Below are 25,771 nucleotides of genomic sequence, written 5' to 3' on the forward strand. Positions count from 1 at the left end.
CCTTATTGAGCATCTAAAATGTCTTGGGCGATTTCAGGGTATCGCTCACTTAACATGGAAACAAATGTATCGCGAATATCATTCAGTCGTGATGGATTATCGGCATCAAAACGCACCGTAAAATATTCGCCTGTATTGGATGCTCGAATAATGCCAAATCCATCTTCAAAATCAAGTCTTACACCATCTATTTTACTTAATTCTGCACCACTGCGATGGCTATAACTTTCAACATCATTTAAAACCGTACTCGGTTCAATATTCCGTGTGCTGATATACGTGTCTTCAGTGCAACAACGCTCAGGGTATTTCTGCATCAATGCCGAAAGGCTGCTGTAATTACTGTGGCTTAAATATTCCAGCACGCGCAGCGCTGCGTAAATACCATCGTCATAGCCAAAACCACGTCCATCATTGAATACATAATGTCCTGCGTATTCGCCACCGAACACAGCCTTGCCTTGCGACTGCGCCAAATAACGCCGCAAGAAGGTACTGCCCGTGCGAATCATCACCGCTTCGCCACCCAAATCACGCACGGTATTGCGCACCATAGTGGAGCATTTTACATCAAACACCACTTGATGCTGAGGATGAGTTTTTAAACACATTTCTGCAAATAAAGACAGCAAACGATCTGCTGAAAGCACATTGGCATGTTCATCCAAGAGGACGACACGATCACCATCGCCATCTAAAGCAATGCCAATGTCTGCCTGATGTTCACGCACCGCAGCTTTTAAATGTTGTAAGTGTTTTTCTTGTGATGGATCGGGTGCATGTTCTGGAAAATGACCATTGGCTTCGCAGCGTAAAGCAATCACCTCACAGCCCATTTTTTGCAAAACCAAAGCAGCGCAATGACCTGCCGAACCATACATCCCATCTAAAACCACTTTAAAAGTGCCCGCCAGTTGAATATCGTTCAACATTGCCTGCTGATATTGCTGACACGCATCTTCAATAAATTCATGTGAAATATTGGTGGCGTGTTGTGAGGCGATGGATGGTGCTGCATCGGTATTTAAATAATATGGCGCTGCATCGTGTGCCACGTGTTGAATCATTTCAGGGGTTGGCGGTTCGCCCTGCACAATCCATTTAATGCCGTTGTCTGATTTTGGATTATGACTGGCCGTAAGCATAATGCCATTGCCTGCCGTGTGTCGTGCCATAAAATACAACATCGGGCTAGAACAACAACCCACCATCGTCACTTGAAATTGATGGGCAAGAAAGACTTGGCGCATAATTTCAGCATAAGCGGGGCTATTTAAACGCGCATCATAACCAATACTAATTTGAGTTTGCTTTTCTTGTTGATATTGTTGCACCAATCCTTGTGCAATGGCGTGTACCAATTTCGCGGTCAGCACAGTTTCTTTGCCACGAATGTCGTAAGCGCGAAAAATATGCTGAGGAAAAAGTGTTTGTGGATTGTTCATAGGCTTACAACTACAAAGATGAGCCAACATAAAGTGAATAAATCTTGGCTCGAGATATTTTGAAAATTCTAATTAGATTTTTTAATAGATGTGCAATGGTCTCATCAGAGCTAGTGATTTACTTGTCATTATTAGTACATCTTTCGTTACTTTTCAAGAATTGTTGGTAAAGTTTCAGATAAAACTTTACCAAACGATATAGGCTGAAACCTCAGTAAACTTAGTTTTTGCCCGTATGCCCAAAACCACCTGCACCACGTTCGGTGGCAACAAATTCATCTACTTGTTCAAACTTGGCCTGTACCACAGGAACCAAAACGTATTGCGCTAAACGCTCACCAGGTTCTAAGCTAAATGCTGTTTGGCTACGGTTCCACACCGAAACCATCAATTCACCCTGATAATCTGAATCAATCAAACCCACCAAGTTCCCCAACACGATGCCATGTTTGTGACCCAAGCCTGAACGCGGCAAAATCATGCCTGCAAAACCTGTATCTTGAATATAAATCGCTAAACCTGTTTTGACCAATACTGTTTGACCCGGCTCAATCACGGTGCTGCTGTCTACACAAGCACGTAAGTCCAACCCTGCCGAACCTGCGGTTGCATAAGTTGGCATTGGCCATTCTGTGCCTAAACGTGAATCTAAGACTTTAACTTGAACTTTCATGAAGTTTATCCTGTTTTTAAATTTTCAATGTAATTTCGATATAAATTATGCCCTTTGATGCTGTACTTGCATCAACACCGCTGAATATTTTTCAGCGCTTAATCAGAGCACGTAAATTTTCCAAATAATGCTGTGCCTGTAATTTCGGATCGACATCACCGGCTAACTTTTTTTTACGTCCAAGCCATTCCAATTCATCTTGTGGTAATTCATCCAAAAAACGACTTGGGGTCATTTGTTTCATTTGCCCGCCCGCTTTGCGCTGCTCTGCCAAAGTAATGGTTAAGCCCTGACGTGCACGAGTAATCCCCACGTACATCAAACGGCGTTCTTCCTCGACAGTATCTGCCACAATTGAGTTTTTATGCGGTAAAAGCTCTTCTTCCAAACCAATCAAATACACGTACGGAAATTCCAAGCCTTTGGACGCATGCAGGGTGAGTAAATTGACTTTATCAGTGTCTTCTTCTTCCTGTTGCTGTTCGAGCATATCGAGCAGCACCATTTTACGAATCACGCTTTCAATATTCTTTTCATCGACATCTTCAGCACGGTTAATCAAACTTTGGATGCTGCTATATAGAACTTCGATATTATCTAGCTTGGTTTTTTCCTGCGCAGGGGTAGCTGCTTGCTCTTTAATGTAGTCGATATAACCTGCTTCGAGCATCATTTGACGGATGATTGGCACAGGCTCATCATCTTCCAATAAATTACGAGTAAAATTACCAATAAAATCTGCAAACTCTGCCAACTGTGTCGTGGCTTTTTTCGGAATTGCCATCGTCAGACGCTGATCACCTGCGGCAGCCAATAATGACAAATGGTTTTCTTGTGCAAACAGCCCTAGTTTTTCCAAAGTCACAGGACCAATCGCACGTTTAGGCGTATTAATAATGCGCAAGAATGCGCTGTCATCTTCAGGATTAATAATCAAACGCAAATAGCTCATGATGTCTTTGATTTCAGCGCGCGCAAAGAACGATTGACCACCGGAAAGCTTGTACGGAATTTGCATTTGGCGTAATTGGGTTTCCAAAATGCGCGCCTGAAAGTTACCACGATACAAAATCGCATAATCTTTCCAGCTTTTGCCATTCATCAGTTTATGAGTGAGTAAGTCTTTAACCACACGTTCTGATTCATCATCATCGTTACGGCAAGTGATCACCCGAATCACTTCGCCATGACCTTTGTCTGACCAAAGTTTTTTATCAAAAATATGTGGATTATTGCCAATGACGGTATTGGCCGCTTTTAAAATGCGACTGGTCGAGCGATAGTTTTGCTCAAGTTTAATCACTTTTAAATTCGGGAAATCATCTTTCAGCAAGGCCATATTTTCAGGCTTGGCACCGCGCCATGCGTAAATCGATTGGTCGTCATCACCTACCGCAGTGAACTGCCCCATCACCCCCACCAGCAACTTCACCAAAATATACTGTGCGGTGTTGGTGTCCTGATACTCGTCGACCAATAAATAGCGAACACGGTTCTGCCACTTGTCACGTACTTCAGCATTTTCTTGCAAAAGTCGTGTTGGCATTACAATTAAATCGTCAAAATCTACCGCGTTATAGGCACGTAAATTACGTTCATAAAGTTGATATAAATGTGCAAATTGGATGTCTTCTGGCGTTTCGCACGTGGTATGTGCCTGTTCTGGTGCGATCAGATCGTTTTTCCAGTCCGAAATCATCTTCATGGCTTTGGCAATCAATTCTTTGCTTTCTGCACCCGACAAATTATCGCGGTGCATTAAATCCATCAGAATACGTTTACAATCATCGGCATCCAAAATAGAGAAGTTGGCTTTTAACGGCGTGTGTTTTAATTCAAAACGTAATAAATTCAGACCAAAGGTGTGGAAAGTCGAAACCGATAATCCTTTAGCTTCTTCACGTGACAACAATTTGGTCACACGCTCTTTCATTTCTCGTGCTGCTTTGTTGGTAAAAGTCATCGCTGTAATACGATGCGCAGGAATCCCGCAATGCTTAACCAAATAGGCAATTTTTCGGGTAATCACCGAAGTTTTGCCTGAACCTGCACCTGCAAGCACTAACAAGGGTCCTTGAGTGTATTTCATCGCTTCAAGTTGCTTGTCGTTTAACTGACTTGCCAGTGTCATAGTATTTCCTCTATTTCGGTTCGAGCTCGATTATAGTCATCTCCGCCAAAGATGACTAATCTAAAATGCTACTTTAGACGTCATTGTCTATTTGCTGAGTAGACCCTAGAAATTGCTTGCATAAAAAAACCGCCCGAAGGCGGTTCTTTACAATCTATACAATGCCAGATTATTGGATTGCATAAATGCTGATTTCTACACGACGGTTTTGCTCACGACCTTCTGCAGTAGCATTCGATGCGATTGGGTTTGCAGCACCGTGACCTTGTGCATTAATACGTGAAGTTGATACACCACGGCTAGCCAAGTAGTTTGCAACCGATTGTGCACGTGCTTGTGACAATGGAATGTTGATTGCGTCGTTACCAGTGCTGTCAGTATAACCTGTTACCAAAATACCGCTCTTGTTATCTTGGGTTAGCGTTTGCGCTACTTTGTCCAAGGTAGAATAGAAGTTTGGTTTGATGTTTGATTTGTTAGTATCAAACGTGATGTTACCCGGCATGATCAAGCCAACAGAACCATCGGCATTACGGTTTACTTCTACGCCTGTACCAGCCATTTGTTGACGAAGTTGTTTTTCTTTATTGTCAAGATAAACACCCGCAGCAGCACCCACTACAGCACCAATCGCTGCAGCACGGTTGTTTTGTGCGCTTGTATTTGCGTTACCTTTAGAGATGCCATAACCCGCAGCAGCACCAATTACTGTGCCTAACGCAGTTTTGTCATATTCCATACCACCAAGGTTGTTACCAGTCGTTTGACAACCAGTTAAAACCATTGCCCCTACGACTGCTGCCGAAATTGCTAATGCACGCATGGCATGCCTCCTTACTTTTGTTGTATATGCTGAATATTGAATGAAAAAATATACTTAGACCATTAATTTTTTGTTAATAAAAAAACTTTTACTTACAAATATACATGATCATGTACAAATCTTGGTATAACTTCATCACAATTTCTACACACTTTCACTTCAACACTTTTTTATTTTAAAAACAACATTTATATTGGAGTCATCTACAAACACGTGACGCATTGGACGATTTATCTTCAGGATTGATTTATATGTCATCGCAAGCAAAGAAACACCCTTTATTAAAAAAAATCACAAAAGGTCTCACCGTGGGTACAGTCATCACTGGCAGTACATTTTTTCACGGCCCTCCTGTGTTGGCTTTGGGCTTAACCAAACTGTTAAAGCAGTCACGTAAGGTCGATGAAACCAATATTCAAATTACCAACAGTTGGCTCAGTGTAAACAACTGGCTGATTGATCATGTATTACCCAATACCCAATGGGATATCAGCATTGATGAAGATTTGCAACTGAGCATGCAAGGTCGTTATCTCATGACCTGTAACCATCAAAGTTGGGTCGATACCACAGTAAATCAGTATTTTGGCTTAACCCGTATGCCATTGACCCGCTTTTTTACCAAGTGGGAACTGATCTTTATTCCCTTTGTAGGACAAGCCTTTAAAATTTTAGGCTTCCCAATGATGAAGCGTCACAGCAAAGCACAAATTGCCAAAAAACCTGAGCTGAAAGACCGCGATATGGAAGAAGCGCGTAAAGCCTGCCAACAGTTATTAAGTCAGCCCTTTACCCTGCTGAATTATTTAGAAGGCACACGCTTTACCCAAGAAAAACATGATCAACAACAATCGCCTTATCAACATTTATTAAAGCCAAAAGCTGGTGGTTTAGCTTTGGCATTGAATATTTTGGGTGATCAAATTGATGCCTTGGTAGATATGACCATTGTGTACCCAGATGGCGTGCCGGGCTATAGCGAGTTTTGGTTAGGTGAGGTGCCGCGCATTGCGGTGAATTTACGCAAAATTAATATTCCAGATTGGGTGTTGGGCGGCAATTACGAAGATGATGCTGAATATCGTGAGCGTTTTCAGCAATGGGTGCATGAACTGTGGCTGGAAAAAGATCAATTGATTGAAAGCATGCAACAAAAACTTGCAGCTCCGACTGCATAACCATTCAGGTACGCCATGAAAAAGTCTGAAGAACCTGTCATCAAATCCTCTTTTCATCCCCTGCGTAAAGATTCATGGGGATGGAAAATTGCCTTGGCTTATGATTTGTTTTTGATGGGTTTAATCATCTTTAACTTGTTCTGTTTAAGTGCCAATGCCATTTTAATGAGTGATTTTGGCGAATGGTTGTTCGATTTTATTCGTCTACCTGAAATTTTACAGTTTTATCGAACAGAATTGCGCCCTTGGGTGGTGATTACCGAAGGCTGGTTTACCACGTTTTTAATTGTAGAGTTGGGCGTGCGTTGGGGTATTGCAATTATTTTCAAACATCATCAGCGTTGGTGGTTTTTCCCGTTTATTCACTGGTATGAAATTCTTGCAATTATTCCGCAATTGCGTTTTTTACGTTTATTACGTGCCATCGCGATTGGTTACAACCTGCATAGCCATGGCTATAAAGTCATTCCAGACAGTTGGTATAAACGCGGCAACTTTTACTACAACTTGCTAATGGAAGAACTGAGTAGCCGTGTGGTGCTCACGGTACTTAATGGTGTGCAACGTGAATTGACCACCAGTACCACTCACAAACAATTTATTGATGATTTGGTCGAGCATCATCGTCAATTACTCGCGATTGCCCTAGCCGATATTTTGCAGGAATCCTTAGGCAAAGAATTACAAATGCAGCGTCACATGATTGCGAAAAATGTCGGGTTGGTGGTGAATCAAGCCATTGAAGATACGCCTGAACTGACGCAATTGCTGCGCCTGATTCCATTGGTCGGTGGACGTATTGAACAGCAAATTCAAAGTATCGGACAACGATTGGGCGAAAATATCACCCAAGGTTTAATTGAACCTTTTGCACAGCAGCATCAACAAGTACAAAATCCAACTTATCAAATGATTGCTGAAAAAATTAGTCAGATTGAGATTGAACATAATCAGCATATTGATAAATTAGTAGAATCAGCGATATTTGAAAGTTTAGAAGCAATTCGCAAACAAGTAAAAGTTAAACAATGGCAACAAATTTTAAATGAAGGACAACAACACGATATTTCATAAAGGTCTTTCGATAATTTTAGCTAAAACAATGTGAAATATTTTTAGTAACTGAACTAGAGAATTCACCCAATTTGTTCTAGGATTTGCTCTATTTATAAGATGACTTCAACAACCAGCAAAGTTAGAAGTGTTAAGGAATTATTATGGCTGACATACGGATAAAAGGCAGATTGGTCAATGCGATTCGCATTAGCTTAGACACCAATGATCATGATGCGATCCGCCAGCAACTAAGCCCAATGTTGCAAAAATCATTTCCACCAGGGGTTTTGGTGGTCATTGAAAGTTCAGTCGAACAAGAATTGATTGCGCTAATTCAATTGCTAATTAGCCTAGAAGCACAGCCAATTGCTGTGACTGAAGGCATTATGGCAGATCAGGCACGTGCTATTCAGTTCCCTGTCATCCCGCAAGACCGTCCATTGCAGGAAGTGAAAGCCACCAAAGAACAAGTGGTTGAAGTAAAACCTGAACCTGCGGCAGAACAGCAACAGACGGAAAATCAAGTTGCTGAAACTGCACCTGCTGTAGCGCATATTACGTCTTATCACGATGAAATTTTGCGTACAGGTCAATGCTTGGTACAACATCAGGGCGACATTATTTTAACCGCAGGCATCAACAGCGGTTCTGAAGTGATTGCTTCAGGAAATATACATATTTATGGTAGTGTACGCGGTAGAGTCATTGCCGGCGCGGGCGGGAATATTGCGGCACGAATTTTCTGTCATTCCCTAGAAGCAGAATTGGTATCTATTGCAGGCACGTATTGCGTGGCGGACGATATTCCTCAGCATGTAACTAAAAAACCTGTGCATATTTACTTAAATGATAACCAAGAGCTTGTATTTGAAGCTCTACAATTTTAATGTATAAATAATCACCAAAAATCCCCGAAAAAATATAGGGGAATTTAAACCATAACAGGAGTGGATTCGGTGGCGAAAATTGTTGTCGTAACATCAGGCAAAGGTGGCGTAGGTAAAACCACTACAAGTGCATCTTTTGCAACAGGTTTAGCCCTACGTGGTCACAAAACTGTTGTTATCGATTTTGACGTGGGTTTACGTAACCTTGACTTAATTATGGGTTGTGAACGTCGCGTTGTTTATGATTTTGTGAATGTATTAAATAATGAAGCGCGTTTACAACAAGCATTAATTCGCGATAAAGATATCGAAAACCTTTATATTCTTCCAGCTTCACAAACCCGTGATAAAGATGCCCTCACCGATGAAGGTGTGGCACGTATTATGGATGAGTTGGCACAAGAGTTTGATTACATTATTTGCGACTCACCTGCAGGGATTGAGCGCGGTGCCATTCTTGCAATGTACCATGCCGATGAAGCGATTATTGTGACTAACCCTGAAATTTCTTCAGTACGTGACTCTGACCGTATTATTGGTATGCTTGACAGCAAAACCAAAAAAGTAGAACAAAATGAAGGTCGTGTGCGTAAGCACTTGTGTATTACACGTTACAACCCAGAACGTGCCGATAAACAAGAAATGCTGACCATTGACGACATTTCTAAAGATATTTTACGTGTACCAACTTTAGGCGTGATTCCTGAATGTAAGAGCGTACTTCAAGCATCTAACGAAGGTAAACCTGTCATTCTGTATAGCGATGCTGCTGCAGGTCAGGCGTATGATGACTTAGTTGCACGTTTCTTGGGTGAAGAACGTCCGTTTCGTCATATTGAAACAAAACCGAAAGGTTGGTTAGCACGATTATTTGGAGCGTAGACATGGCAGGATTTTGGAGCAAATTATTTAGCGGTGAAGACAAGCCATCTAGCGCACAAACAGCAAAAGATCGCTTAAAAGTGATTGTTGCTTCTGAACAAGGTCTAGGTAAACGCTTAAGCCAAGACAAAATTGATCAGATGAAAAAAGAAATCATGCAAGTGGTAAATCGCTACGTGCGTGGTGTCGATGAACAACATATTCAAATGTCTGTGCGTTCAGAAGCCAATATTGAAATGTTGGAAATGAATATCAATTTGCCTGAAGAGCGATAATCTGAATACTGATTAGTCAAGCAAATTGAATCAGGGCAAAATAACACTAGTTATTTTGCCCTATTTTTTTCAAAAGAATATAAAGGAGATTGCCATGGCATTATCTCAACCTGCGACCTTTAACGAAGCATGGTCGGATGAACGTGTATTTGCCTATTTGAATCAACTTCCACCTGCAGGTGTGAATGCAGATTTTCACGTACTCTATCACGCATTTAAACACATGCGTCCAAGCGACTATGAACGTCTATTGACACAATTTGTTGCCGATGGTCGCGATGTCAATGCCACTAATCCTGAAGGTCAGCGTATTCACGATGTGATTGCTGAATTTCCACGTCAAAAAGATGGTTTTTTAGCAGTTTTAGCCAAGTTTGCTTAAACTGTTTAAACACAATCTCTGGCTAAATTCAGCCAAAAAGATTGAGTGTAAAAAGAAAAAATCCCGCAATTGAATTGCGGGATTTTTTTATAGCACTACTTGATTCAAAATCAAACAGAAAGTGAAAGCTTTACACTAAAATTTCACGTTTCCCATTTGCTCCTTGCTCGCTCACAATACCTTGCTCTTGCATCTGATCGACAATACGTGCCGCACGGTTATAGCCCAAGCTAAATTTGCGCTGTAAAGATGAGGTCGACACTTTACGTGTTTCCAAAACAAATGCTACACACTGATCATACAACACATCACGGTCTGGACTGCCTTCACCATCTTCAAAACCACGTGAAGATGGTTCTTCATCAAATGGCGTCAAGATTTCATCGACATAGTCAGGATCGCCACGCTCACGCCACGCATCACAAATACGGTTGACTTCATCATCCGAAATAAATGCGCCATGCACACGTTCTGGCTCAATTTTACCCGGTCCTAAAAATAGCATATCACCATGACCAAGCAGGTCTTCTGCACCGCCCGCATCCAAGATAGTACGTGAGTCAATTTTCGAGTTCACACGCAAAGCTACACGGGTTGGAATGTTGGCTTTAATTAGACCTGTGATCACATCCACCGATGGACGCTGAGTTGCTAAGAGTAAGTGAATCCCTGCTGCACGTGATTTTTGTGCCAAACGGGTAATCATTTCTTCCGCTTTCTTGCCCACTTGCATGATCATGTCGGCAAACTCATCTGCCACAATCACAATAGATGGCAATGGTGTTAAACGCGGTGCACGTTCTTGCGTTGCTGAATCTCCCGGCTTCCAAGTTGGATCAATTAAATCTTCACCATTGGCAATAGATTCTTCAACCTTACGGTTATAGTCGCTTAATTTACGAATTTTCAGGAAAGACATTAGCTTATAACGACGTTCCATTTCATTGACACACCAATTTAAAGCGCTGACGGCATCTTTCATATCAGTCACTACAGGCGTCAATAAGTGTGGAATATCGTTATAGTTGGCGAGTTCCAATTGTTTCGGGTCAATCAAAATTAAGCGTAATTGATCAGGCTTGTATTTCAGCAACATCGACAAAATCATCGAGTTCACTGCTACTGATTTACCTGAACCCGTTGTCCCTGCTACGAGCATGTGTGGTGCTTTGCCCAATTCAGTAATCACAGGATTGCCTGAAATGTCTTTCCCCATCGCCATAGATAAAATGCCGTTTGGATCTTCAAAAGCAGGCGTTTGTAATAACTCAATCAAACGTACCATTTCACGTGAACTATTCGGTACTTCAATGCCAATATACGGTTTGCCCGGAATCACTTCGACCACACGTACCGATGCCATCGACATTGAACGCGCCAAGTCACGAGAAATATTGGTTACTTTTGAAGCTTTGACCCCAGGTGCCAAATCCAGCTCAAAACGGGTCACGACAGGACCAGGCTGTGCTTCAACCACTTTGGCTTTGACATTAAATTCCTGTAATTTAATTTCCAGCAATTCCGACAAGCGCGATAATTGTTCTGCGGTGAAGTTCACTTTTTTGTTTGGATCGACTTTATCAAGCAAATCCAAACCCGGTAATGGCGATAAATCACGACGTTTTTCTGCAACCTGCATGGCGCGTGACATCGGACGACCATGTGCATCGGTCAGCGGCGCATCAAAATCAAAGTCATCTTCGTCTAGTGGTTTGCCTGCGGTTTCCTGCCAAGCTTCGATAAATGCTTCTTTGGATAACGCCACTTTTTCTGCTTGTTCAGCCTGTGTAGCAGTCGCTGCGTTTGCCATCACTGCGGCAGTGGCTGCCGTCTGAATAGGTGCCTGAACAAAAGCAGAACTTTGTGCATAGCTACTGGTACTACGCGCTACAGGCGCTTGATCTTGAAATGCATCTTGCTGTAACTCATCACCCAAAAGATCATCCACCAACAAGTCATCTAAACTGTCTAAATCATGCTGCAAATGGCGCTCTTGGCGTACAGCATGATTTTGCGTATTCGAAGCACTTGACGATGGCGGGTTAAAATCTGACTCAAATCTGCTGAGATCATCGTTAAAATTGTGAGCCGTAGGATTCGAGTGCGGATGCACTGTTTCTTGCTGGGTCACAGACTCATCTAAAGTATCCATTGCCCCGCTGTTTTGGAATGGGCTGTGTAAATCACTTGCAGCTTTGCCTTGCGGAACTGCTGCGAGCAATTCATCAAAAATTTGATCATCATCCCAATCTAACGAAGATTTTGCAGTGGCTTGAGATGCCGTAGATGCAGGACGCACTTCATCAAAAGGATTCGATTGTAGATGTGGCTCTGGTTCTTCAGAAGCACGTAATAATGCATGAATGTCTTGGTTATGCTGACTGTCGGTATTTTCTTGTAAAGCACGCCACACTTCGCCTGTCGCAACAATACGCTGGCTGTCTTGTTCTAAGCGATGCGCCTTTTCGATGGTTTTTTCTAACTCAACATCATCAATTTCATCTTGCACCAATAGCTGTTGCTGCGCCTGTTGCTCTTCTTCTTCACGTTGCTGCATGTGATTAAACATACGCTCTGCCGCAGGATGTGGCGCAGTTGTTTCAGCTTCTTTCGCCTGTGCAACCACGGGTTCACTTGCTGCTTCTAAATCAGTTGATGCCACTTCAACAGCAACCACAGGTGCAGCAGCGACAACGGTCTTTTTCACCTGTGGTGTAGAACGGTCAAAGTCAGATTCTGCTTCAGGTACATTGCGATAGAACAAATCTTGCAGATAAGCAGGTGTAGCTTTTAAAGTTGCCCACGTTCTGTTCCACTTCACCCCAAATGCGAGGGTAAATAAGAAAATCCAAAAGACGACTAAAAAAAGTGTTGCTCCATAAATGGTTAAAATTTGCGATAAACTTTTCCCAAGTTCAAAACCAATGATGCCGCCTGAGGCATTGTCTAACGTATCGGCAGGTACTTGCCAAAATAAATACAGCAAACTTGCTGTTGCCAATAAAATGAAGAATTGTGCAGCATAACGAAATGGACGGTTTAAAAAACTACGTGGCCACCAGACTTGTAAGGCTTCAATAAAAAAATAAGCAGGAAGAAGCAGACTCGCCCAACCTAAAAAGCCAAACAGTAAATCGGCAATCCACGCACCTGCGATTCCACTCGCATTTGAAACCTGTTGGGTGTCACTGGAAATGTGCATCCAACCTGGGTCAAATGGAGTATAGGTCACCGTTGCAAGGAACAGATATATTCCAAAAGAGACCAAAAATAATGTCGCTATTAAGCGATGTGCATAAGCACCCGACACCGCAGTCATATATTGTCCTGTCGCCAATTCTTCATCAATGTTTTTTGTTTGTTCGATGGTCTTAAAAAGCCACCTGATTCGGAGCGTCTGTATTTCATTTAGCTGTGTCATTTAAGTTGCATTTCACGATGCAAGCTTCACCACACAACAAGCTATAAATTATAACAGACCTTCTATTATGCATGTGTTGCCTAGAAAAAGATGCAAGATTATTGAAGTGTGTTGTTAACTTTTTCTATATAGCTCAAATCGATTTACATGATCAGTAATATCAACTTTAATCACACAGCAAACTCATCCTGTTTCACGTATAATTCCATAAATTTCTAAATAAAAAAAGGATGCTGTGCATGAGCGCTCGTCACTCACGTTTAATTATTTTAGGTTCAGGCCCTGCAGGTTATAGTGCTGCAGTATATGCTGCACGTGCCAACTTAAAACCGACTTTAATTGCAGGCTTACAATTGGGTGGTCAACTCACCACAACTACGGAAGTTGATAACTGGCCAGGTGATCCTGAAGGTTTAACAGGCCCAGCGTTAATGGAACGTATGCAAGCTCATGCGGAACGCTTTGGCACAGAAATCGTGTATGACCATATCAATGAAGTAAACCTGAATGTGCGCCCATTTGTACTGAAAGGTGATATGGAAGAATTTACCTGTGATGCTTTAATCATTTGCACAGGTGCGACTGCACAATATTTAGGTTTAGAATCTGAAGCAGCATTTATGGGTCAAGGCGTAAGTGCCTGTGCCACCTGTGATGGTTTCTTCTATAAAAACCAAAAAGTGATGGTCGTTGGCGGTGGTAACACGGCTGTTGAAGAAGCATTATACCTGTCTAACATTGCATCACACGTGACATTGGTGCATCGTCGTGATTCACTTCGCTCTGAAAAAATCTTGCAAGATCATTTATTTGCCAAAGAGAAAGAAGGCAAAATCAGCATTCTTTGGAACAACCAAGTTGATGAAGTCTTGGGCGACAACACAGGCGTAACTTCAGTACGTTTAAAATCAACTACCGATGGTTCTACTCAAATTGTTGATGTGTCTGGCTTATTCATTGCAATTGGTCACAAACCGAATACAGGCATGTTCGAAGGTCAATTGAACTTGCGTGATGGTTATATCCAAGTACAAAGCGGCACTGCAGGCAATGCGACTCAAACTTCTGTGGCTGGCGTATTTGCTGCAGGTGATGTGGCCGATTCAATTTATCGCCAAGCGATTACTTCTGCAGGTTCAGGTTGTATGGCAGCTTTGGATGCAGAAAAATATTTAGATGCACTTGGTGAATAATTTAGTGACCAAGTTTAAAGACCGCTCTCCTTGAGCGGTTTTTTTATCACGGCATTTTTAGGTATGATGAAATCAAGTTCATCGTAAAACTTCATACGGCAATTGATATGCACACGCTCCCGGCTTCACAATTCATTTTCCCCGATCCCATTGAAGTTGATCCTGAGGGTGAAGGCTTGATTTGTGTAGGTGCAGACCTTTCCCCTTCAACCTTATATGAAGCCTATACACATGGCTTATTTCCATGGTTTTCAGAAGGTGATCCTATTTGTTGGTGGAGTCCTGAGCCACGTTGCGTGATTATTCCGCAACATTATCAGCCGAGTAAGTCTTTAATCCGCAACATGAAAAAAATGGATTATCGCATTACTGTCAATCATGCCTTTGAACAGGTAATTCGTAATTGTGCCTTGCCCCGTAGCTATGCCAATGAGACTTGGATTTCTGAAGAGATCATTCAAGGTTACAGTCAGCTTTTTGCAGCAGGTTATGGCTACAGTGTCGAAGTTTGGGAGCAAGATCTTTTGGTCGGTGGTTTATATGGGGTCAGCATTGGCAAGGGCTGTTTTGGTGAGTCCATGTTTAGCCATCGCACTGATGTATCTAAAATGGCATTTTATAGTTTGATGCTGCTCGGACAAGAACAACAATTGCCTTGGATTGACTGTCAATTGGTCAATGATCATTTAATTAGTCTGGGCGCATGTACACTTTCTCGCCAAGACTATCTTAAATCGTTACAAGATGTTGTAAAACAGCCTGCAATCAATTGGAAAAAATATCAGGACAGTGTATTTTCAAGTAAAACAATAGCGCAGTATGCGCGCCTATTTGAATGACAATAACAGAGAGGGATCTTGAAAATGAATTCATATCACCCAAAATCCCTGCTAAATGATTTGCAGTATTACATTACTCCGCCGCATGATTGCAGCTATTTACCCGAAAAATCTGCGCGGATGGTTTTTTTAGACCCTGCACATAAAATTGATGTGCTGACTTTGTCTGAACTCTCTCGGGTCGGTTTTCGTCGCAGTGGCGATTTTGTCTATCGTCCTGAATGCCATTTGTGCCGCCAATGCCTTTCTTCGCGTATTCCTGTCGCTGAATTTAAAATGAACAGCACCCAAAAAAAAGCTTGGAAACGCAATCACGATTTACAAATCAAAATCACCAAGCCACAAGATGCAGGTGATTTGCATTATGCGCTGTATGAACGCTATATCAATGAACGACATGCCGATGGCGATATGTTCCCTGCCAGCCGTGACCAATTTGAAAAATTTTTAATCCACAGTTGTACCAGCAGCTTCTTTTTAGAAGTTTGGCAAGCAGATCGCCTAATTGCGGTATCGACCTGTGATTATTTAGATGATGGTATTTCTGCGGTCTATACCTTTTTTGACCCAGACGAAAGTCGTCGCTCACTCGGAACATTTGCGGTATTAAAACAAATTGAACAGGCACAGCATTTGGGACTGCAATATGTTTACTTAGGCTATTGGGTACCACATTCCAATAAAATGAACTATAAATCGCAATATGTGCCCCTTGAGCTACTGCTTGATGGTCAATGGCGACGCATTAACCGCAGCCTAAATACCGATGAGGTGCAGCAATTGGGAAACTCCTTAATGACCACGCTGCCCTTAGGCTGGAATAACTCCATCATCAAATAAAAATATAATGATGTAATACTATTTTTTGCATCAATCAGATTCCCTTAAACAAACTGGCAAAATCATCACTACAAGATTTCACCATAATAATGGCATGCTCGCGTGTCCCATCCGTTTTAGGATAATAATTTTTACGTAAATCAATTTGATGAAAACCTGACTTTTCATACAAGGCTATCGCGGCTAAATTACTTTCACGGACTTCTAAAAAAATCTGCACAGGTTGGTTCTTCAATCCTGCAATAGAATGTTCTAGCAGTTGATAACCTAAACCTCTACCTTGCTGACTTGGATGCACCGCCATCAACAATAAATTTGCTTCATCCGATACAGGTTGCAAAATACAAAAACCCACCACTTTCCCTGCGTGTTCAACCACGGTACTGTGATAACTGTCCACCGCTTCGGCAAATTGTTTGGCGCTCCACGGATGACTTTGTACCAAATTTTCAATCGCAACCACATCAGCGACATCATGGGTCTGCATTAAACGAATCATAAGAATGATCTTGTGCTGTTCTAAGATGTAGGCATTATAGATTTCACTACAAAAAAATCGAGCAAAAAAAAAGGCAACTTGCGTTGCCTGACCAAAGGGAAAAGTTTAAAAGCCTAATTTAGCTTTCCAAGTATTTAATAAAGCTGTGGTGTCAAAATCGTTAGGATGAAAATTCGGCTTGAAATAGAACAACATTTCTTTGCCCATGCCGGTAATAATCCCTTTTGATGGGCTATAAGCATAACGATAAATCATGCGTAAATTTTCTAGATTCAATTGCTTATCTTGTTTTAACAAACGCAATAGAAAATAGTTTTGAACTAAAAACAAAGTCAGCATCGAAATAACCAAAGAACTTGTACGTAGTGCATAGGCTTTCAGACCTTTGCCAAACACACCTTCAAATACATCATACGCAACAGCTTTATGTTCGTTTTCTTCAATCGCATGCCACAACCACATAGTTTTCATGGTGTCATCGGTCATCAATTCTTGAATATGTGAATTTGTCAATAATTGTGAGGCAATCGTAGCTGTGAAATGTTCTAGCGCAGTGGTCGCAGTTAAATCTACCATTTTCTGTGTAATGCCAATCGGTTTAGCCAACTTTGCCATAAATTTGCGTGTAGTTTGAATCACAGTATCTGTATAACAATCCAAAGTATCAACATCATGCCCAAATTTCTGTGCAGAGGCATTAAAACCGACATGCTCATGCGTGTGCATGGCTTCTTGTCCAATAAATGCACTGATTTCTTTCTGTAAATCTGCATTGTCTTTCAGCATTGGGTGATAACGCACAGCACGCACACTGTCTATAAAGAACTTCTCACCTGCGGGAAATAACGCAGATAATGCAGTCATAAAATGCGTTAGACCTGCATTACCATTCATCCAATATTCAGGTACAGCATCAAAGTTGAAATTCATTCGACGGACAGGAAAACTCGCCCCTGCACGTTCACTAATACTCACTTTAGCATTCATGTTGCTCACTCCTGAGGTTACAACAATGCAGTCATTCATTTCCTGTAACCCGCTATATTTTTTATTTTTCGGTATGAGTTCATATTACGGTTTTCTGTGCGGTATTTAAGTGCAGTTAAGGACAGTGAGTTGTCAGTTCAGGACATGAGGAATAAAAAATAATGATAAGTGAAATTATTTTTTGTGACGCAAGAGTAAAAAATAGACAATGAAATTATTTTTACGACGCAAGAGTAAAAAAATAGACGATGATTTTTTATGACGTAAGAGCAAGAATAATTAGACAGCAAAATTATTTTTATGATGTAAGAGAAAAAAAGGCAACTAAACCGCAGCAAAAGAATGTTCATAAAATGGTTTTAGATTGATTCAAGGTTTAAAGAACAGCTATTTCATCCATCAATACAGTTGGACAAGCTTTCATCCATCTGGAAACTAGCACACAAAATACAGCCATAAAAAAAGCGCCCCAAATGGAGCGCTTTTTCACACTATAAAGTGATTATGCTGTTACTTTAGCAACAACACCAGCACCTACAGTACGACCACCTTCACGGATCGCAAAACGTAGACCTGGGTCCATTGCGATTGGGTGGATTAATTCTACTGACATTTCAACGTTGTCACCTGGCATTACCATTTCAACGCCTTCTTTCAACTGGATTGCACCAGTTACGTCAGTTGTACGGAAATAGAATTGTGGACGGTAACCGTTAAGGAATGGAGTGTGACGACCACCTTCTTCTTTAGAAAGTACGTATACTTCCGCATCGAATTTAGTGTGTGGCTTGATTGTACCTGGTTTAGCAAGTACTTGACCACGTTGTACGTCTTCACGCTTAGTACCACGTAAAAGAACACCACAGTTCTCGCCCGCACGACCTTCGTCAAGAAGTTTACGGAACATTTCTACGCCAGTTACAGTTGTTTTAACTGTGTCTTTGATACCAACGATTTCAACTTCTTCGCCTACTTTCACGATACCAGTTTCTACACGGCCAGTTACTACTGTACCACGACCAGAAATAGAGAATACGTCTTCGATTGGCATTAAGAATGCTTGATCGATTGCACGTACTGGCTCTGGGATGTAAGTATCAAGCGCTTCAACAAGAGCAACTACAGCATCTTCGCCATATTGACCTGATTCACCGTTAAGTGCAGCAAGTGCTGAACCACGGATTACTGGAGTGTCGTCGCCTGGGAAGTCGTAAGTAGAAAGAAGTTCACGAACTTCCATTTCAACTAATTCGATTAACTCTTCGTCGTCTACGATATCGCATTTGTTTAAGAATACGATGATGTAAGGTACACCTACCTGACGAGAAAGAAGGATGTGTTCACGAGTTTGTGGCATTGGACCATCAGTCGCTGAACAAACAAGGATCGCACCATCCATCTGAGCAGCACCAGTGATCATGTTTTTAACATAGTCGGCGTGGCCTGGGCAGTCTACGTGCGCGTAGTGACGAGTTGGAGAATCGTATTCTACGTGAGAAGTATTAATTGTAATACCACGTGCTTTTTCTTCTGGTGCAGAGTCGATAGCAGCGTAATCTTTCGCTTCACCACCAAACTTACGTGCACATACTGTAGCAATCGCAGCTGTTAAAGTTGTTTTACCATGGTCAACGTGACCGATTGTGCCCACGTTAACGTGTGGCTTATTACGTTCGAACTTAGCCTTAGCCATGAGATCTTCCTTTTTAAAACAACTCATGGAGGATCACTCCATGAGCATTAGGTTTTTTAACTATGAATTAGTTTGCGCTTATAGTAATCGAAAGATTACTCGTCGTCACCTTTTTTACCACCAGACTGGAATTTAGCAATGATGCCATCTGCCACGTTACGTGGAGTTTCAGCATATTTAGCAAATTCCATAGAGTAAGTCGCACGACCTTGAGACATAGAACGCATGTGTGTTGCGTAACCAAACATCTCTGCAAGTGGAACTTCTGCACGAATTGCTTTAGTACCACCAGGTAAGTCGTCCATACCTTGAACCATACCACGACGACGGTTTAAGTCACCCATGATATCGCCCATGTAGTCTTCTGGAGTTTCTACTTCAACTTTCATGATTGGCTCAAGAAGAACAGGATCTGCTTTCATGAAACCGTCACGGAATGCGTAAGAACCCGCCATTTTGAACGATAATTCGTCAGAGTCGACATCGTGGTAAGAACCGTCGAATAATGTCGCTTTAATGCCTACAACTGGGTAACCAGCCAAGACACCATTCTTCATACGTTCTTGGATACCTTTGTCTACTGCACCGAAGAATTCTTTAGGTACTACACCACCTACAACTTCTTCAGCGAATTCGTAGTCTTTACCAGCTTCAGGATCAAGCGGCTCTAAACGTACGAATACGTGACCGAATTTACCTTTACCACCAGTTTGACGTACGAATTTACCTTCTTGCTCAATCGTCTTTTTGATCGTTTCGCGGTATGCAACCATTGGTTTACCAATGTTCGCTTCTACGTTGAATTCACGCTTCATACGGTCAACGATGATGTCAAGGTGAAGCTCGCCCATACCCGCAATGATCGTTTGACCAGATTCTTCGTCTGTACGAACGCGGAATGATGGATCTTCTTTCGCCAAGCGACCTAAAGCAACTGACATTTTTTCTTGGTCAGCTTTAGTTTTAGGTTCAACAGCCAATGCAATTACTGGCTCTGGGAATTCCATACGCTCTAGTGTAATTACGTGGTTTTCGTCACATAATGTATCACCAGTGGTTGTATCTTTAAGACCTACACACGCTGCGATGTCACCTGCACGAATTTCTTCGATGTCGTGACGGTCATTTGCGTGCATCTGTACGATACGACCAATACGCTCACGCTTCATTTTCACTGGGTTATAAACCGGGCTACCCGCTTTAAGAACACCAGAGTAAACACGTACGAACGTTAAGTTACCAACGAATTTGTCGTTCATGATTTTGAACGCTAACGCTGCGAAAGGTGCTTCGTCAGACGCTTCACGAGAACCTTCAGTTTCGTCTTTGTCGTCTAAGATACCTTTGATCGCTTCAACGTCAGTTGGTGCAGGTAAGAATTCAATTACTGCGTCCAACATACGTTGAACACCTTTGTTTTTGAATGCAGAACCACACATTGCAGGTTGAATTTCACCCGCTAATGTACGTTGACGTAAACCAGCAACGATTTCTTCTTTAGAAAGTTCGCCATTTTCTAGGTACTTGTCCATGAGTTCTTCTGATGCTTCTGCAGCAGCTTCAACCATGTTCGTACGCCATTCTTCAGCAGTTGCTTGAAGGTCAGCTGGAATCTCACCGTATTCAAACTTCATACCTTGTGAAGCTTCATCCCAGATGATTGCCTTCATTTCGATTAAGTCAACAACACCTGTGAATGTGTCTTCTGCACCCACTGGTACAACGATAGGCACTGGGTTTGCACCCAAGCGAGTTTTCATTTGTTCAACAACGCGGAAGAAGTTTGCACCTGTACGGTCCATTTTGTTCACGAACGCTAAACGAGGTACTTTATATTTGTTTGCTTGACGCCATACAGTTTCAGACTGAGGTTGTACACCACCTACAGCACAGTAAACCATACATGCACCGTCAAGAACACGCATAGAACGCTCAACTTCGATTGTGAAGTCAACGTGTCCTGGGGTGTCAATTACGTTAATACGGTGTTGGTCAAATTGGTTACCCATACCTTTCCAGAAGCATGTTACAGCTGCTGAGGTAATAGTAATACCACGTTCTTGCTCTTGTTCCATCCAGTCAGTTGTTGCTGAACCTTCGTGAGTTTCACCAAGTTTGTGACTTTCACCTGTATAGAACAAAATACGTTCTGAAGTTGTTGTTTTACCCGCATCGATGTGCGCAGAGATACCAATGTTACGGTAACGAGAAATTGGGGTTTGACGTGCCATGATTTCTAGCATTCCTAAATTTTGTTGTTTAAAACAGGACGCTTTAAGCTGCCTAGCAACTTAAAGCGATTTGATGACAATTCAGTGACAACCGATTCATCACCCTCCTGATTAGGGCCTGTTTTATCCGCTTAGAAACGGTAGTGAGAGAAGGCTTTGTTGGCTTCAGCCATACGGTGCACATCTTCACGTTTTTTGATCGCCGCGCCTTTACCTTCAGATGCATCAAGCAACTCGCCAGCAAGACGTAACGCCATAGTTTTTTCAGAACGCTTAGCAGCAGCATCTACCAACCAACGCATCGCTAAAGCAGTACGACGGGATGGGCGTACTTCCATAGGAACTTGATAAGTAGCACCACCAACACGGCGTGCTTTTACTTCGACCATTGGACGAACTTTTTCAAGCGTAGCTTCAAAAAATTCAACTGGGTCTACTTTAGATTTTTCTTGAACGCGGTCTAAAGCACCGTAAACGATACTTTCAGCAATAGATTTTTTACCATCTTGCATTACGTGGTTCATGAATTTAGCGATTGTTTGGCTGCTGAATTTAGGATCCGGAAGGATTTCACGAGCAGCGACTACGCGACGTCTTGGCATTTTAAACTACCTATAAATATGACACTTCAGGGTGATCCAGCCGTAGCACAAAGTGTCGTGTGCATTTCGCTGGCCTTACTACACGTCGCTTGAATTTCACAAAATTAAATGCAGAAATCAGACAAGCGAGACGATAAAGGATTGCAGTTCTACGAACTAAGAGTTTAATCTTTAAAAGATTATTTCTTAGGACGTTTAGCACCGTATTTAGAACGTGACTGGTTACGATCTTTCACGCCAGCACAGTCTAAAGAACCACGAACGGTATGGTAACGTACACCTGGTAAGTCTTTAACACGACCACCACGGATAAGAACAACACTGTGCTCTTGTAGGTTGTGACCTTCACCACCGATGTAGCTAGAAACTTCAAAACCTGAAGTTAAGCGAACACGGCAAACTTTACGCATTGCTGAGTTAGGTTTTTTAGGTGTAGTTGTGTAAACACGTGTACAAACACCACGACGTTGTGGACAAGCCTTCAACGCAGGAACTTTTGATTTTTCAACCAAAGTCGTACGACCCTTACGGATCAACTGATTTGTTGTTGCCATGTGGCAATTCTCCCGTTAATAAAAAGCCCCAAAAACATACTACTTTTTGAGGGCATGCAATTGTAAGCGAAGATAGAAAAATGGTCAATATTTCATAGGCAGTTAAAATACCAACCAAATTTCTACTTATCACTTGTTTTTATTCAGCTTTTGGCTTGCGAGTACTTGTACGAGTTCTCGGCTTTTTTGTAACCTGCTTTGCAGTTTCTGTACTTGATGTTACTGGATTTTCCGAAACAGTTTCAGCCACTTGGGTTGAATCTTCCACAGGCTCTAAAGCATCTTCCAGCCTATATTCATCAATTTCTTCTGCAGGTACAGCAGGTTTTTGCGGTGCAACTTCAGCATGTGGCTCTAGCATTTGATCTGCCAATTCTTCTAGACCTTGCTGAATATTTTCATCGAGTTGTGCTGCAGTTGTTTCCACTTTGTTCGATTTTTTCTGCACTTTTACCGTTCTGATACTTTCATGGTCTGATACGGTTTGCAGCAAAGCATCTGACGGCGCAGATTCTGCTCTCTCTTGCCCCTCTACTAATGCATCTTGCTCTGCATGTTTGGCTTCATTGCCCTTCAACTGCTCTAAGAGTTTAGGCGCAGCCTGTGCCAGCAATTCCAACGATTTTTCATACGCATGAATGGCTGATAAATTGCTGTCTTTATGCTGAATTAAATAGCTACGGGCATTGGAAAACACTTGCTGTGCCTTGTGATGCACATCTTCCACCAATTTCCAGCTATATACTGCACTCACCGATGCGGTTGCTACAGGCGTGAGTTTATTCAACATGGAAAACTTAGGTACATGATTCAACCACGGCCATTTGACTTGACCTTGCTCATTCAAGAAGTATTTCTTTAATGCCTCATAATCATTGCTTGAACCGAGCATATTTTGTAATTGATGCACATCATGAGTTTGCAGCATATTGGATAAGGTTTTTAGCCCCATCAGTACCGCTTGCTTTTCTGCAATGACGCCTAAATCAATTTGTTTAAAAATAAACTGAACAATTTCTTGCTCGGTGTCTTTGTTCAGTTCAAAACCGTATGCACGTCCCACCTGATAAATGGTACGCAAAGACATCACAATAGATGCAGGCACATCAATAGTTGAACCGATTACTCCTGTTGCACCTGTCAATGCGCCTTGCAGTGATGCAATCCATTTATTTTGTTCTGCGAGTGCCTGACTAATTCGTTTAGAACGATCTACATCTTGAGTCAATTCTTCTAAATCGCGTACGCCAGCCTGATCAAGCACATCATCAACAGAGCTGATATTGGAAGTAAAACTATTCAACTGATCAAATAGGTAATCTGAAATTTTGTCGGAAAAATCGGGCGACACAAAACTCGCCACCTGATTGACGCGGTTATAGTGACGACCTAAAAGCTGACGTGAAACTTGAGGCACATGCTGTCTGAGCATGTGTTGAGGATTGTCATATTGACGCGCTTGAAAAGCACTAAAGCTACGTGCCTGACCTTCAATAATTTGCCCTGATTTTGCACTGTGCTCATCCTTCGCTACAGTACCCGGTGCAACTTGCTGCAATACATGGATGCCTGTACTGCTGAGCTTTTTAGCCACCCCAATCGCATTCGAGAAGAATCCGCTTGATTGTTTATTCTTGGAATCTGACATTCTTACTCCTCATTTTTAATTTCTATGATTTATGGGTAGATACTAGGTGTAGTCTAAGTTTATCTCAATATGATTGTGTATCTTTTGGTTGGCTTCCTGCATCTCATTTGCCGCTTCACTGCGGTTTGATCTTCCCTGCAAAGTGGCATCATATTTGCCATAAGAATTCAAAATTCTTTCTGCTATTATGAACGCAATTGTAAGACATGAGTCATACCGTATCAGCGATTGCTTGGCAGTCACGGTGTTCGGCTCAACATTATCACCATAAAAGGGATCTGTAGATGAAACGTGTTGTAATCACCGGCATGGGCATTAACTCGTGCATTGGTAATACTTTAGAAGCTGTGACTCATTCTTTACAAAACGGTATTTCTGGGACACGTTCCAACCCAACTTATGCTGAACTTAATTTCAAAAGCCACGTAAGTGCAGCAGCAGAACAAAACTTTAACCACATTGACCGTAAATTAAAACGCTTTATGGGCGTGTGTGCGATGTACGCTTACAACGCTGCAGTAGATGCCATTGAACATGCGGGCTTAAAGCAAGAAGATTTAGCAGGCAACCCACGTTACGGTATCGCGGGTGGTTCAGGCGGTAACTCAACTGCATCTGTTGCAGAAATGATTGAGCTACTTGAAGAAAAAGGCGCACGTAAAATTGGCCCGTTCTTCGTACCACGTAACATGTCGAACACCATTACGGCAAACTTGGGTGTTGCGTTCAAATTACAAGGTATCGCGCACTCAATTACCAGTGCATGCGCAACTTCTGCCGATGCAATTGGTTATGCCTACAACCTAATTCAATTGGGTAAACAAGATTTAATGCTTGCAGGTGGCGGTGAAGAAGATCACTGGTCACAAAGCTTATTGTTTGATGCGATGGGTGCTTTGTGTTCTAAATACAACGACACACCAGAAACAGCATCTCGTCCGTACTCTGCAGACCGTGATGGTTTCGTCATTGCAGGTGGTGGTGGTTTCGTGGTTCTTGAATCACTTGAACACGCACAAGCACGTGGTGCAAATATTTTAGCTGAAGTGGTTGCGTATGCTGCAAACTCTGACGGTGCAGACATGGTTGCACCAAGCGGTGAAGGTGCAACACGTTGTATCTTGATGGCTTTAGACGAAGCGAAACAACACGGTGTAGACGCAATTGACTATGTGAACACACATGGTACTTCTACTCCAGCAGGCGACGTGACTGAATTGAAAGCCATGGAACGTGCGTTTGGTGAAGGTAAAGTGCCTGCTCTTAGCTCAACGAAGTCAATGACTGGTCACAGCTTGGGTGCTGCAGGCGTTCAAGAAGCAATTTATTCTGTCTTGATGATGCAAAACGACTTCATTGCACCAAACATCAACGTCACTGAACTTGATGAAGGCGCGAAAGCATTTGATATCGTACTTGAAAAACGCGACACAAAATTGAATACTGTGATGAGTAACAGTTTTGGTTTTGGCGGTGTAAATGCCTGCCTTATTTTCAAGAAGTGGGATGAATAATCTCCTATAGGATAGTCG

General features: G+C 42.1%; 22 protein-coding genes. 10 read left to right on the plus strand and 12 right to left on the minus strand.

The features are described from left to right. Positions 1–2: 2 nt before the first annotated feature. The 4 genes from C3Y93_RS06235 to C3Y93_RS06250 all read right to left on the minus strand — a co-directional run bounded on the left by C3Y93_RS06235 (position 3) and on the right by C3Y93_RS06250 (position 5,072). Positions 3–1,445: a phosphomannomutase/phosphoglucomutase gene (locus C3Y93_RS06235; protein WP_104852410.1), complete on the minus strand. Its 1,443-nt coding sequence runs from the start codon at positions 1,443–1,445 to the stop codon at positions 3–5. Between the two features lie 220 nt (positions 1,446–1,665). Then, positions 1,666–2,118 (minus strand): dUTP diphosphatase, encoded by a 453-nt coding sequence (gene dut, locus C3Y93_RS06240; RefSeq protein ID WP_004975307.1) that lies wholly within the window; start codon positions 2,116–2,118, stop codon positions 1,666–1,668. 91 nt (positions 2,119–2,209) lie between these two features. Beyond that, positions 2,210–4,249 carry a UvrD-helicase domain-containing protein gene (locus tag C3Y93_RS06245; protein ID WP_104852411.1) on the minus strand — a complete coding sequence of 680 codons (2,040 nt, stop codon included), beginning with the start codon at positions 4,247–4,249 and terminating at the stop codon, positions 2,210–2,212. A gap of 169 nt (positions 4,250–4,418) precedes the next feature. Then, positions 4,419–5,072: an OmpA family protein gene (locus C3Y93_RS06250; RefSeq protein WP_104852412.1), complete on the minus strand. Its 654-nt coding sequence runs from the start codon at positions 5,070–5,072 to the stop codon at positions 4,419–4,421. A 251-nt stretch (positions 5,073–5,323) separates the two neighbouring features. Between C3Y93_RS06250 and C3Y93_RS06255 the strand changes: the two genes are divergently transcribed. From C3Y93_RS06255 to C3Y93_RS06280, 6 genes are all read left to right on the plus strand, one after another. Further along, on the plus strand, positions 5,324–6,250 hold the full coding sequence (locus C3Y93_RS06255) for an acyltransferase (RefSeq protein ID WP_104852413.1): 927 nt from the start codon (positions 5,324–5,326) through the stop codon (positions 6,248–6,250). Positions 6,251–6,265: 15 nt separating this feature from the next. Beyond that, on the plus strand, positions 6,266–7,324 hold the full coding sequence (locus C3Y93_RS06260) for a hypothetical protein (RefSeq protein ID WP_004975298.1): 1,059 nt from the start codon (positions 6,266–6,268) through the stop codon (positions 7,322–7,324). Positions 7,325–7,467: 143 nt separating this feature from the next. Beyond that, a complete protein-coding gene (gene minC, locus C3Y93_RS06265) occupies positions 7,468–8,193 on the plus strand; it encodes a septum site-determining protein MinC (protein WP_096902696.1) in 726 nt (241 codons plus the stop codon). Between the two features lie 69 nt (positions 8,194–8,262). Further along, positions 8,263–9,075, plus strand: coding sequence for a septum site-determining protein MinD (gene minD, locus C3Y93_RS06270; protein WP_096902697.1), 813 nt, complete (start codon positions 8,263–8,265; stop codon positions 9,073–9,075). A gap of 2 nt (positions 9,076–9,077) precedes the next feature. Then, positions 9,078–9,350 (plus strand): cell division topological specificity factor MinE, encoded by a 273-nt coding sequence (gene minE, locus C3Y93_RS06275; protein WP_096902698.1) that lies wholly within the window; start codon positions 9,078–9,080, stop codon positions 9,348–9,350. Between the two features lie 94 nt (positions 9,351–9,444). Then, positions 9,445–9,732 (plus strand): PA4642 family protein, encoded by a 288-nt coding sequence (locus tag C3Y93_RS06280; protein ID WP_004975291.1) that lies wholly within the window; start codon positions 9,445–9,447, stop codon positions 9,730–9,732. A 130-nt stretch (positions 9,733–9,862) separates the two neighbouring features. On the opposite strand, the gene C3Y93_RS06285 is transcribed toward C3Y93_RS06280, so the two are convergent. Beyond that, positions 9,863–13,051, minus strand: a complete 3,189-nt coding sequence (locus tag C3Y93_RS06285) for a DNA translocase FtsK (RefSeq protein ID WP_104853253.1) — start codon at positions 13,049–13,051, stop codon at positions 9,863–9,865. 341 nt (positions 13,052–13,392) lie between these two features. On the opposite strand from C3Y93_RS06285, the gene trxB reads away from it, so the two are divergent. The 3 genes from trxB (at position 13,393) to C3Y93_RS06300 (ending at position 16,025) form a co-directional block, all read left to right on the plus strand. Next, on the plus strand, positions 13,393–14,346 hold the full coding sequence (gene trxB, locus C3Y93_RS06290; protein WP_104852414.1) for a thioredoxin-disulfide reductase: 954 nt from the start codon (positions 13,393–13,395) through the stop codon (positions 14,344–14,346). Positions 14,347–14,453: 107 nt separating this feature from the next. Further along, a complete protein-coding gene (gene aat / locus C3Y93_RS06295; RefSeq protein ID WP_096902699.1) occupies positions 14,454–15,185 on the plus strand; it encodes a leucyl/phenylalanyl-tRNA--protein transferase in 732 nt (243 codons plus the stop codon). A 24-nt stretch (positions 15,186–15,209) separates the two neighbouring features. Continuing rightward, a complete protein-coding gene (locus C3Y93_RS06300; RefSeq protein WP_104852415.1) occupies positions 15,210–16,025 on the plus strand; it encodes an arginyltransferase in 816 nt (271 codons plus the stop codon). 34 nt (positions 16,026–16,059) lie between these two features. On the opposite strand, the gene rimI is transcribed toward C3Y93_RS06300, so the two are convergent. The 7 genes from rimI to C3Y93_RS06335 all read right to left on the minus strand — a co-directional run bounded on the left by rimI (position 16,060) and on the right by C3Y93_RS06335 (position 24,239). Then, positions 16,060–16,524 carry a ribosomal protein S18-alanine N-acetyltransferase gene (rimI, locus tag C3Y93_RS06305; RefSeq protein ID WP_104852416.1) on the minus strand — a complete coding sequence of 155 codons (465 nt, stop codon included), beginning with the start codon at positions 16,522–16,524 and terminating at the stop codon, positions 16,060–16,062. A gap of 105 nt (positions 16,525–16,629) precedes the next feature. After that, complete coding sequence (locus tag C3Y93_RS06310; protein WP_104852417.1) at positions 16,630–17,511, minus strand: metal-dependent hydrolase; 882 nt, start codon at positions 17,509–17,511, stop codon at positions 16,630–16,632. Positions 17,512–18,013: 502 nt separating this feature from the next. Beyond that, positions 18,014–19,204: an elongation factor Tu gene (tuf, locus tag C3Y93_RS06315; RefSeq protein WP_004975768.1), complete on the minus strand. Its 1,191-nt coding sequence runs from the start codon at positions 19,202–19,204 to the stop codon at positions 18,014–18,016. A gap of 95 nt (positions 19,205–19,299) precedes the next feature. After that, positions 19,300–21,435, minus strand: a complete 2,136-nt coding sequence (fusA, locus tag C3Y93_RS06320; RefSeq protein ID WP_096902149.1) for an elongation factor G — start codon at positions 21,433–21,435, stop codon at positions 19,300–19,302. A gap of 131 nt (positions 21,436–21,566) precedes the next feature. Then, positions 21,567–22,037, minus strand: coding sequence for a 30S ribosomal protein S7 (gene rpsG / locus C3Y93_RS06325; RefSeq protein WP_004975277.1), 471 nt, complete (start codon positions 22,035–22,037; stop codon positions 21,567–21,569). Positions 22,038–22,216: 179 nt separating this feature from the next. Continuing rightward, positions 22,217–22,591 (minus strand): 30S ribosomal protein S12, encoded by a 375-nt coding sequence (gene rpsL / locus C3Y93_RS06330; RefSeq protein WP_000246374.1) that lies wholly within the window; start codon positions 22,589–22,591, stop codon positions 22,217–22,219. Positions 22,592–22,730: 139 nt separating this feature from the next. After that, positions 22,731–24,239 (minus strand): EcsC family protein, encoded by a 1,509-nt coding sequence (locus C3Y93_RS06335; protein WP_104852418.1) that lies wholly within the window; start codon positions 24,237–24,239, stop codon positions 22,731–22,733. 284 nt (positions 24,240–24,523) lie between these two features. Here C3Y93_RS06335 and C3Y93_RS06340 point away from each other — a divergent pair, with 284 nt between their 5' ends. After that, positions 24,524–25,753, plus strand: a complete 1,230-nt coding sequence (locus C3Y93_RS06340) for a beta-ketoacyl synthase N-terminal-like domain-containing protein (RefSeq protein WP_004975268.1) — start codon at positions 24,524–24,526, stop codon at positions 25,751–25,753. Positions 25,754–25,771 lie beyond the last annotated feature (18 nt).

Source organism: Acinetobacter sp. SWBY1, assembly GCF_002946595.1.
GTDB classification, from domain to species: domain Bacteria; phylum Pseudomonadota; class Gammaproteobacteria; order Pseudomonadales; family Moraxellaceae; genus Acinetobacter; species Acinetobacter towneri.